The organism is Pseudescherichia vulneris NBRC 102420, from assembly GCF_000759795.1.
Classification (GTDB): domain Bacteria; phylum Pseudomonadota; class Gammaproteobacteria; order Enterobacterales; family Enterobacteriaceae; genus Pseudescherichia; species Pseudescherichia vulneris.
In genome coordinates this window covers 249,081-259,427 of record NZ_BBMZ01000012.1, presented here as the reverse complement: position 1 = coordinate 259,427, position 10,347 = coordinate 249,081, and the positions used below count along the sequence as shown (strand labels likewise).

10 protein-coding genes are annotated in these 10,347 nt (G+C 63.6%); 4 read left to right on the top strand and 6 right to left on the bottom strand.

Features of this window, described 5'->3' with window-relative positions; translation table 11 throughout:
* Positions 1 to 109: 109 nt before the first annotated feature.
* Genes entH through entC form a run of 5 tightly spaced genes read right to left on the bottom strand, consistent with a single transcriptional unit; the run spans position 110 to position 4,942 of the window.
* Positions 110 to 523, bottom strand: coding sequence for a proofreading thioesterase EntH (gene entH / locus EV102420_RS11810; protein WP_042391935.1), 414 nt, complete (start codon positions 521 to 523; stop codon positions 110 to 112).
* A 2-nt stretch (positions 524 to 525) separates the two neighbouring features.
* Positions 526 to 1,272, bottom strand: a complete 747-nt coding sequence (gene entA / locus EV102420_RS11805; RefSeq protein ID WP_106403926.1) for a 2,3-dihydro-2,3-dihydroxybenzoate dehydrogenase EntA — start codon at positions 1,270 to 1,272, stop codon at positions 526 to 528.
* Positions 1,273 to 1,280: 8 nt separating this feature from the next.
* On the bottom strand, positions 1,281 to 2,132 hold the full coding sequence (locus tag EV102420_RS11800; protein WP_042391931.1) for an isochorismatase: 852 nt from the start codon (positions 2,130 to 2,132) through the stop codon (positions 1,281 to 1,283).
* A 14-nt stretch (positions 2,133 to 2,146) separates the two neighbouring features.
* Complete coding sequence (gene entE / locus EV102420_RS11795) at positions 2,147 to 3,757, bottom strand: (2,3-dihydroxybenzoyl)adenylate synthase EntE (RefSeq protein WP_042391929.1); 1,611 nt, start codon at positions 3,755 to 3,757, stop codon at positions 2,147 to 2,149.
* Between the two features lie 9 nt (positions 3,758 to 3,766).
* Positions 3,767 to 4,942, bottom strand: coding sequence for an isochorismate synthase EntC (gene entC / locus EV102420_RS11790; RefSeq protein ID WP_042391926.1), 1,176 nt, complete (start codon positions 4,940 to 4,942; stop codon positions 3,767 to 3,769).
* 185 nt (positions 4,943 to 5,127) lie between these two features.
* Here entC and fepB point away from each other — a divergent pair, with 185 nt between their 5' ends.
* The gene (gene fepB, locus EV102420_RS11785) at positions 5,128 to 6,087 is read left to right on the top strand and encodes a Fe2+-enterobactin ABC transporter substrate-binding protein (protein ID WP_255211679.1); all 960 of its coding nucleotides are present in this window, start codon (positions 5,128 to 5,130) and stop codon (positions 6,085 to 6,087) included.
* Here the strand turns inward: fepB and entS are convergent.
* Positions 6,084 to 7,322: an enterobactin transporter EntS gene (entS, locus tag EV102420_RS11780; protein ID WP_042391922.1), complete on the bottom strand. Its 1,239-nt coding sequence runs from the start codon at positions 7,320 to 7,322 to the stop codon at positions 6,084 to 6,086. The genes fepB and entS overlap by 4 nt on opposite strands.
* Positions 7,323 to 7,434: 112 nt before the next feature.
* Between entS and fepD the strand changes: the two genes are divergently transcribed.
* From fepD to fepC, 3 genes are read left to right on the top strand one after another with little or no spacing between them, the layout of a single operon-like run.
* Positions 7,435 to 8,442 carry a Fe(3+)-siderophore ABC transporter permease gene (gene fepD / locus EV102420_RS11775; protein ID WP_042391920.1) on the top strand — a complete coding sequence of 336 codons (1,008 nt, stop codon included), beginning with the start codon at positions 7,435 to 7,437 and terminating at the stop codon, positions 8,440 to 8,442.
* A gap of 56 nt (positions 8,443 to 8,498) precedes the next feature.
* Positions 8,499 to 9,431, top strand: a complete 933-nt coding sequence (gene fepG / locus EV102420_RS11770) for an iron-enterobactin ABC transporter permease (protein WP_370678340.1) — start codon at positions 8,499 to 8,501, stop codon at positions 9,429 to 9,431.
* Positions 9,428 to 10,228: an iron-enterobactin ABC transporter ATP-binding protein gene (gene fepC, locus EV102420_RS11765; protein WP_042391915.1), complete on the top strand. Its 801-nt coding sequence runs from the start codon at positions 9,428 to 9,430 to the stop codon at positions 10,226 to 10,228. The genes fepG and fepC overlap by 4 nt, the downstream gene beginning before the upstream one ends.
* The last annotated feature ends 119 nt before the right edge of the window (positions 10,229 to 10,347 follow it).

Below are 10,347 nucleotides of genomic sequence, written 5' to 3'. Positions count from 1 at the left end.
AAACCTGCACCGTGCCTGACGTAGGCCGGGCAAACGCAGTGCCGCCCGGCAATGCAGCATCAGCACAGTCACGCCCGGTGGCGCTACGCTTACCGGGCCTACACGAGGATTAGCCCAATACAGCCGTGCTGAGACGACAGGTGCAGCAGCGTCGGCCCTGCTCGTCAAATACCGCAATCTCCCAACTCTGGCTCTGGCGGCTGAGGTGCAGCGGCTGGCAGACGCCGTGCACTTTCCCCTGCGACACCGGGCGGTGGTGGGTGGCGTTCAGCTCGGTGCCGACCACGCACTGCCCGTCGCGGGTCATCAGATAGCCCGCCATCGAGCCGAGGGTTTCGGCCAGCGCCGCCGAAGCTCCGCCGTGCAGCAGACCAAACGGCTGATGGGTGCGGGCGTCAACGGGCATCTCCGCTTCCAGCAGGTCGTCGTCCAGCCGGGTATAGACAATTCCCAGATGGGCAACCAGGGTATTACTGCTGGTAGCGTTGAGTTCCTCAAGGGTGAGATGACGTTTCCAGATCATATTCAGGCTCCCAGCGTCGAGCCGCCGTCCACCACAATGTCCTGCAATGTGATGTGGCTGGCGAGATCGGAGGCGAGAAACAGAATGGTATTGGCGATCTCCTGCGGGCGGGCAATTTTGCCCAGCGGGATCCCCAGCTTGAACTGCTCGCCAAAGCCGCGAATGCGCTGCTGCTCGGCGTCCGGGCTGGTCCACAGCGTGCGCTGCATATCGGTGTCGGTGGAGCCCGGTGAGACGATGTTGCACCGCACACCGCTGGCGGACAGCTCCAGCCCCACGGTCAGGGCCAGGCTCTTCAGCGCCGCCTTCGAAGCTCCGTAGGCGCTCATGCCGATGCGCGGCGTATGGGCGGCATCGGAGGCGACGGTGACAATCGCCCCGCCCCGCTGGGTACGGAACTGGGCCATGGTCTGCTGGAAGAGGTTAAACGCGCCGCCGACGTTGACCGCCAGCGTCTGCTGCCAGTCGTCAAGCGACAGCTGGTCAGTTGTCCCCATGCGGAGGATCCCAGCCGCGTTCACCAGCACGTCAAGACGCGGGGTGATAGCCAGCAGACGCTGACATACCGCTGCCACCTGGTCAGCGTTGGCAATATCCAGCTCCTCACAGGCGAAGGGATAGTCGGCCTGGCTGAAGTCACGATCGAAGCCCGTAACCTGTGCCCCCGCCTCGACAAAGGCCAGCGCCGTCGCGTAGCCGATGCCCTTCCCTGCGCCGGTGACCCACACCGTCTTGCCGCTAAAATCCAGTCCGGCCACTATTTCACCTCGCGGGAGAGCAGCGCCCACCAGGCGTCGATGGTGGGATTTTTCGCCAGCATGACAAAATCGATGTCACCGTAGACCTTGCGCCAGCGCGCGGCCAGCGCCATCATCCGTACCGAATCGAGGCCGTAGTCAATCAGGTTCTCATCATCCATCGGCTCATCGGACTCGTCGAGCAGGGGCAGCACCACGGCACGCAGCGCCGACTTGCTGACCGGCACCGGAAGCAGATCCTCGGTCATCACTACCCGTCCAGAACGCCCGGCCACGTAGTTGAGGGCCATCAGATGCTCGTCGCGGCTAAAGTCTGCCAGCGCGTCGGCCACCATAAAGGGCTTGATGTCGCGCATAAAGGCGTCGGTGGCGGTGGTCATGCAGCCGATGTGGGCATAGACGCCGGTTATCAGAAGCTGGTTGCGCCCGCTCTCTTTCAGCATCTGCTCCAGCGGCGAGCGGTGGAAGGCGCTGTAACGCCACTTCACCAGCACGGTGTCGTCCTCGTCCGGGGCCAGGGCGGCAACCACCTGCTGCTCCTCCGGCTTGCGGGTCAGTCCCGGCCCCCACATGTCGTTCAGCAGGGCGCGATCTTCATCGCTCTGCTCTTTCGGCTGGGCGGTGTAGTAGACAGGAATGTTGTGCTGCTTGCAGAATGCGCGCAGGGCGGCGATGTTCGCCACCACCTGGGCCATCATCGGGCAGTTTTCGCCCCAGAAGTTGATGAAATAGTCCTGCATATCATGAATTAACAGCGCGGCGCGCTCAGGCTCAAAGGCCCAGCTGACTTTGTTCTGCGGGATCTCGGTGGCCGCAGGCAGCGCGTAGCCGGTTAATTTTGGGATTGCCATACTTCTCTCCTTTGTTACGCCTGTGACCGTTCGGCCAGCCGCAGGCGCAGCTCTCTCTTATCGACCTTACCGACCGGCGTTAACGGCAGTGCGTCCACGCACTCCACGCGATCGGGCAGTTTAAATTCGGCGACGCCCTGCTCACGCAGGAAGCGGCGGATCTCCACGGCGCGCACCGGCTGGGATACCACCAGATACGCACAGCTCTTCTCGCCGAGCAGGCTGTCTTCCATGCTCACCAGCGCGGCATGAATAATGGCCGGGTGGCGCAGAAGCAGGTTCTCGACCTCTTCGGCGGCGATCTTCTCGCCCCCACGGTTGATCTGATCCTTCTCGCGCCCCTGGACGGTGATGTAGCCCGCGTCGTCGATAGCGATCAGATCCCCGGAGCAGTAAAAACCGTTCTCGTCGAAGGCGCTGGCGTTGTGCTGCGGGCTATTGAAGTAGCCGCGGAAGGTGTAAGGCCCGCGCGTCATCAGGCGGCCCACCTCGCCGCGCGGGAGCGGATTGCCGTCGGCGTCCGCCACCCACACTTCGTCATCCGGGCTCATCGGGCAGCCCTGGGTATTGTTGATGCGCTCAAGGCTGTCATCGAGGCGGGTATAGTTCACCAGTCCCTCCGCCATGCCGAATACCTGCTGTAGCTGACAGCCTATCTCTGCTGGAATACGCGCGGCGAGGGTAGCGGAGAGCCGCGCCCCGCCGACCTGCAGCAGCGTGAGCGAGGCCAGCTGGGCGTTGCTGCCCCACTCGTGGATCGCCTGTAGCCAGAGGCTAACGGCGGGCGGCACCAGCGCGGTCACGTTGATTTGGTGCTTCTCAATCAGCGGGAAGCAGAGGGTGGCGCTGGGATCGGCGGCCAGCACCACGCAGCCTTCGGCCAGGAAGACGCCGAGCGCGCCGGGGGAGCTCAGCGGGTAGTTGTGCGCCGCTGGCAGGGCGCAGAGGTAGCGCGTCCTGTTATCGAAATGGCAGATCTCATTGCTGCGACGAATGCTGTAGTAGTAATCGTTATGGGTGCGCGGGATCAGCTTCGGCGTGCCGGTGCTGCCGCCGGAGAGCTGGAAGAACGCCACCTCATCGGCAGGCGTCGGCGCGTTTACGACGCGCTCGCTCGGACGGGCGATGGCCGCCTCAAGGGCATGCTCGCCGGGCTCGTTGCGCAGCAGCACCACCCGCAGCGAGTTATGCTCCTCGATGAAGCCGTTAAGAAAGCCATCGTCGCTAAACAGAGAATGATCGCGGTCGGCCACCAGCAGAGCCGGTTTGATCTGTGCCGCGTAGGCATTTAGCTCGCTGCGCTGATGGCTAAACAGGGCATTCACCGGCGCAACGCCGATTTTCAACAGGGCAAAGAAGGTGATGTAGAACTCCGCCACGTTGCCGAGCTGCACCAGTGCGGTTTCCCCGGCTCGCAGCCCCTTTGCCTGCAATGCGGCGGCCAGGTTATCCACCGCCTGGTTAAGCTGGCGATAGCTCAGCTCGCGTTCGCCGTCGATCACCGCCAGCGCATCGCTCTGCGCGTGGCGGGTCAAGATATCGCTCAGGGGCAGATCCTGCCAGTAGCCTTTCTCGCGGTAGCGCCGGGCAAATTCATCGGGCCAGCGGGTAAAAGGAATTGTCATGATTGCTCCTTAATGCAAACCAAATACGTTGAGCATGGTGGTGAGTTTTACGCCGGTTTCGCGCCATTCGGCCTCCGGCGACGAGGCTGGGACGATCCCGGCCCCGGCAAACAGGCGGACCTGGTTATCGTGCAGACGCGCGCAGCGGATGGTAACCACCCACTCGCCGTTGCCTTCAGCGTCGCACCAGCCGACGATGCCGCCGAACAGGTCGCGGTTAAACGGCTCCAGCTCGGCAATGAGATCTTTTGCCGCCTGGTGCGGGAAGCCGCTCAGCGCCGGGGTTGGGTGCAGCAGACAGGCCAGCGACAGAGCATTCTCTTCCGCCTGCGCCACCCCTTCGATAGGCGTCGCCAGATGCCAGAGGGTGGGCGTATTCACCAGCTGCGGTGAGTCCGGCAGCGTCAGAACACGGCTGCGCGGGGCGAGAACGGTTTTCATCGCCTGGGTCACCAGCTCATGCTCGTGGCGATCTTTCTCAGAGGCCAGCAGCTTGTTGCCCGCCTCGCGATCCAGCATGTCATCGGGCTGGCGACGGGCGGAGCCGGCCAGCGGCAGGGAACTAAAGTTTGCCCCCTCTTTACGCAGCAGCAGCTCCGGGCTGGCACCCAGCAGCACGTCGCCGTCGGGCAGCGGCACGTGGAAGTTAAAGCTGGCAGGGTTCTGGGCGATCAGCCGCTCCAGCAGCGCCCCGCCGTCTACGCGTTTGTCGGTGGTGATATCGATCAGGCGGGAAAGCACAACCTTATCAACCCGCGGCGTGGCGGTGAGCGCGGCGGCACGGGTCACCATATTGGTAAAGACCGGGTGCTCCGGGATAGACTTGCGGGTGACCACGCTGAGGGCCTCTCTCCCCTGGAAGTAGCGTGCGGAGTGCTGCTTCTCGGTACGGGAGAAACGCTCCCAGGCTCGGGGGATAAACAGCGCGGAGGGCTGAGTGGTATCAAACGGAATGGCTCCCACCACGATTGGCTTAGCGATCCCCTGCTTTTTGGCCTCGCTGAATGCCTGAGCCAGCCGCTGCTGGAATGCGCCGTTGAGATCGTCCCCGCCGTTAGCCGGTTCGCTGATGCGCATAACGCAGCCCGATGTGCTGAAGCTGCGGTACGGCGACATAAAGAAAAATTGGTCTGATGCCAGCGTGTTCACGGTAAGCTGAGTCTCCTCCGCCATTGACGTATCCATATCCTTCTCCGAAAACGATAAAGGTAGTAAGAATTATTATCATTTATATTTGGGTCGGTAAGCTAAGAGTTATCCCGAGCGATGTCAACCTCAGCGAACGCAGTTTTGTGCGGCTAAAAACTTGCATCCGGCGGCGCAATGATGAAAATGAGAAGCATTAGCCGCACAATAACAGGATGCACGCCGTGAAACTCCCCCCGCTTTCGCTTAAGTCCCTGCTGACCCTGGGTCTTTTTGTTTTAGGATTTTCTGTAGCCCATGCCGCCGACTGGCCGCGCCAGATTGCCGACAGCCGGGGCGTTCATACCCTCGATCATAAACCTCTGCGCATTGTCTCAACCAGCGTCACGCTCACCGGCTCGCTGCTGGCGATTGACGCCCCGGTGGTGGCCAGCGGCGCAACCGCGCCGAACAACCGCGTTGCCGACGAGAACGGCTTCCTGCGCCAGTGGGGCGGGATCGCGAAGCAGCGCAAGCTTGCCCGGCTCTATATTGGTGAGCCGAATGCGGAGGCGGTCGCCGCCCAGATGCCGGATCTGATCCTCATCAGCGCTACTGGAGGCGACTCGGCGCTGGCACTTTACGATCAGCTCTCTGCCATTGCCCCGACGCTGATCATTAACTACGACGATAAGAGCTGGCAGACGCTGCTCACCCAGCTCGGAGAGATCACCGGCCAGGAGCCGCAGGCCAAAGCCCGAATTAGCGATTTTAATCAGCAGCTGGCGAAGGTGAAGCAGCAGATGACCCTGACGCCGCAGCCGGTCAGCGCCCTGGTGTATAACCCGGCGGCGCACAGCGCCAACCTGTGGACCGCTGACTCGGCCCAGGGGCAGCTACTCTCACAGCTGGGCTTTACCCTGGCGACGCTGCCTGAAGGACTGCATGCCAGCCAGAGCCAGGGCAAGCGGCACGATATCGTCCAGCTGGGCGGGGAAAACCTTGCCGCCGGACTGAATGGCGAAGCGCTGTTCCTCTTCGCCGGTAACGAGAAAGACGCCGAGGCCATCTACGCCAACCCGCTGTTGAGTCATCTCAGCGCGGTGCAGAACAAACGCGTCTATGCCCTTGGCACCGAGACGTTTCGCCTCGACTACTACAGCGCCACCCTGCTGCTCAAGCGCTTCGCCACGCTGTTTAGTTAAGCGTCAACGGGTGGGCTGTGGTGGAAACGCCGCAGCTCACCGAGAAGCAGGATCAGCACCGCGCCCGTCACCGCCAGCACCGCTCCGCCAACGCTGGCCGAGGCGGCGGGCGTCATCGCCACGCTCATCCCACCCAGCAACGCTGCGCCAATCGCATCCCCGGTAACGTTCTGCGCCGTCCACAGGCCGTTGATCCTGCCCAGCATCGCCTCCGGCGTCTGGGTTTGCAGCAGCGTGTACTGAAGCAGGGAGCTAATGGCGCTCAGCCATCCCGCCAGGGCAAGGAACAACACGCCCAGCGGCCAGACCGGCATCAGGCTAAACAGGGCGATGGCGATAAAGGCCCCGAGGGTTGAGAAGAGAATAATTGCGCCAGGACGCGGACGCTGAACCAGGTTGCCGCTGGTGAGCGCCCCCACGGCGGCTCCGAGCGGCAGGGCCGCGTAGAGAATACCGATCTCGGCGGCTGACATCTGCCAGTGCATTGCCAGCGCCGGGTAGAGCACGCGAACGGCGCTGGCCATCGTCAGCAGGCCGCCCAGCAGGGCGATACCGCCGATCAGCGGGCTGCGCAGCAGGAAGCGAAACGCCGCCAGCAGCGACTTCAGGGGATGCTCGCGCGGCTGGGGCGGCGGAGGCAGCTGCGGCAGGCGCAGCAGGGTCAGGGTGGTGATAAAGGTTCCCGCCGCCGCCAGGGCGTAGTTCCACACCACGCCCCCGGAGGCAAGCAGCAGGCCGCCGAGCATCGGTGAGATAACCGATCCCAGCCGCACGGTGAGCATGGTGATCGCCCCGGCCTGCATCAGATTCTCTCGCCCCACCAGCGCCGGGGTGGCGGCCAGCAGCGCCGTGACGCCCAGCGCGCCGAAAAAGCCGTCCCACAGGCCGAGGAGATAGATCGCCAGCAGCGAGGGTTCAGGCAGCGCGGCGTTGAGGCAGAGGCCAATAAAGCCGATACCGCAGGTGCCGCGCGCCAGCAGGATCAGGCGCTTGCGCTCGTAGCGGTCCGCCAGCACGCCGCCAACCATCAGGCCAACAAACATCGCCCCGCCGGTCAGGGTGACTGCCAGCCCCACCCGCCAGCTGGAGTGGGTCAGGGCCTGGATCTGCACCGGCACGGCGACGCCGAGCAGCCCCAGCGATACAATCGAGATAAAACGGGCAATAAAAACAGCGCGAAACGCGGGATGGGTTCTCAGCAGGCTGACATTGATCAGCCAGGATTGTCGGGTCATAACAAAGCCTTAATGCGAACTTTTGATACCAGTTTTTAAGCCGCACATGCTAACATACCGCAATAAGATCGATAACGATAATTACTATCATTATCATGTCAGGGACGTTGTTATGTCGCATTCCGTTAATCCGGCGCGCCCGTGGGCCGTGGGCGGATTATTGCTACTGCTGCTGGTGGCAGGCGTGCTCAGCCTGCTGATCGGGGCCAAACCGCTGCCCCTCTCCGTTGTAATGGATGCCCTCTCCGGCACCTGCCAAAGCGCCGACTGCACGATTGTGCTTGATGCCCGCCTGCCGCGTACCCTGGCCGGGCTACTGGTCGGCGGCGCGCTGGGCCTCGCCGGGGCGCTGATGCAGACTCTGACCCGTAATCCCCTCGCCGATCCCGGCCTGCTCGGCGTTAACGCCGGGGCAAGCTTTGCTATCGTGCTCGGCGCGGCGCTGCTGGGCCTCTCCTCCCCTACCGAACAGCTGGCGCTGGCCTTCTGCGGCGCGCTGGCGGCCTCGCTGGTGGTAGCTTTTACCGGCAGCGCGGGCGGCGGGCAGCTGAGCCCGGTGCGCCTGACCCTGGCAGGCGTAGCGCTGGCAGCGGTGCTGGAGGGTCTCTCCAGCGGGATCTCGCTGCTTAACCCGGACGTCTATGACCAGCTGCGCTTCTGGCAGGCTGGCTCCCTCGACGTGCGCACCTTACAGACGCTGCGTATCGTCTTGGTTCCGGTGCTGATAGCGGGGGCGATTGCTCTCCTGCTGAGCCGGGCGCTTAACAGCCTGAGCCTAGGCAGCGATACCGCTACCGCCCTCGGCAGCAGGGTCGCCCGCACCCAGCTGCTAGGCCTGCTGGCCATTACCGTTCTGTGCGCCAGCGCTACCGCCGTCTCCGGCCCCATCGCCTTTATTGGTTTAATGATGCCGCATATGGCGCGCTGGCTGGTGGGGGCCGACCACCGCTGGTCCCTGCCGGTGACGCTGCTGGCCACCCCTGCCCTGCTGCTGTTTGCCGATATTATTGGCAGAGTGCTCGTGCCGGGTGAGCTGAGGGTGTCGGTGGTGAGCGCCTTTATCGGCGCACCGGTATTGATCTTTCTGGTGCGTCGCCACCGTCGGGGAGGTGCAATGTGATCGCCCCCTCCCGCCGTCTTATTGTTAGTGTTCTCCTGCTGGCCTGCGTCAGCGTGATGGTCGCCCTGTGGAGCCTGTGCAGCGGCACGGTACCCCTCTCTCCCGGCCAGGTGCTGGCCGCCTTTACCGGCGATGCGCCGCGCGGCATTGCGCTGGTGGTAAACGAGTGGCGTCTGCCTAGGGTGCTGATGGCGCTCCTCATCGGCGGGGCGCTGGGCGTCAGCGGAGCGATTTTCCAGTCGCTGATGCGGAACCCGCTGGGCAGTCCCGACGTGATGGGCTTTAACACCGGGGCCTGGAGCGGCGTGCTGGTGGCGATGGTGCTCTATGGCCAGGATCTCACGGCTATTGCCTTTGCGGCGATGGCCGGGGGGATCCTCACCTCGCTGGTGGTGTGGGCCCTGGCCTGGCGCAACGGGATTGAGACCTTTCGCCTGATCATTATCGGCATCGGCGTTCGCGCGATGCTGATCGCCTTCAATACCTGGCTGCTGATTAAAGCCTCGCTGGAGACCGCCCTCACCGCCGGGCTGTGGAACGCAGGCTCACTTAACGGCCTGACCTGGGCGAAAACCTGGCCCTCCGCGCCGATCCTGCTGCTGATGTTGTTCTGCGCCGCGCTGCTGGTACGGCGGATGCGGCTGCTGGAGATGGGCGATGACAGCGCCTGCGCACTGGGTGTCAGCGTCGAGCGCTCCCGGCTGATGCTGATGCTGGTGGCCGTGGTGCTGACCGCGGCGGCGACCGCCCTCGCTGGCCCGATCTCCTTTGTGGCGCTGGTTGCGCCGCATATTGCCCGGCGCATCAGCGGCACGGCGCGCTGGGGCCTGACCCAGGCGGCGCTCTGCGGCGCCCTGCTGCTGCTGGCCGCCGATCTCTGCGCCCAGCAGCTGTTTATTCCCTACCAGCTTCCGGTCGGCGTGGTCACCGTAAGCCTGGGCGGGATCTACCTTATCGTCCTGTTAATCAAGGAGTCCCGCAAAAGATGACCGATTTAACAGCCCGTTTGCGCGGCGACAGCTTAACGCTCGGCTACGGTAAAAAAGTGGTGGCGGAGGATCTCTCCGTGGTGATCCCCGACGGGCACTTTACCGCTATCATTGGCCCCAACGGCTGCGGTAAATCGACCCTGCTGCGTACCCTGAGCCGCCTGATGTCCCCCACCCAGGGGCATGTTTACCTTGATGGCGAACAGATCCAGCGCTTTAACAGCAAAGAGGTGGCGCGACGCATTGGCCTGCTGGCGCAGAACGCCACTACGCCAGGCGATATTACGGTGCAGGAGCTGGTCTCCCGGGGCCGCTATCCGCACCAGCCGCTCTTTACCCGCTGGCGGCAGGAGGACGATCGCGCCGTGCAGCGGGCAATGCAGGCCACCGGCGTCGCGGATCTCGCCTTACAGAGCGTGGATACCCTCTCCGGCGGACAGCGCCAGCGAGCGTGGATAGCGATGGTGCTGGCGCAGGAGACGGCGATTATGCTGCTGGATGAGCCGACGACCTGGCTGGATATTAGCTATCAGATTGACGTGCTGGAGCTGCTTAGCGAGCTGAATCGCGAGCAGGGCTACACCCTGGCGGCGGTGCTGCACGACCTGAACCAGGCCTGCCGCTATGCCACCCATCTGATTGCCCTGCGGGACGGAAAGATTGTGGCCGAGGGGGCACCGAAAGAGATTGTGACGGCAGAACTGATTGAGGCCGTCTACGGGTTACGCTGTATGATTATTGAGGATCCGGTGGCACATACGCCGCTGGTGGTGCCACTGGGGCGCACGGGGATATAAAACGTGTGTAGGCCCGGTAAGCGAAGCGCCACCGGGCGTGACTATGCTGATGCGGCAATGCCGGGCGGCTCTGCGTTTGCCCGGCCTACGGCGGGCACGGTGCGGTTATAGGCCTCCGC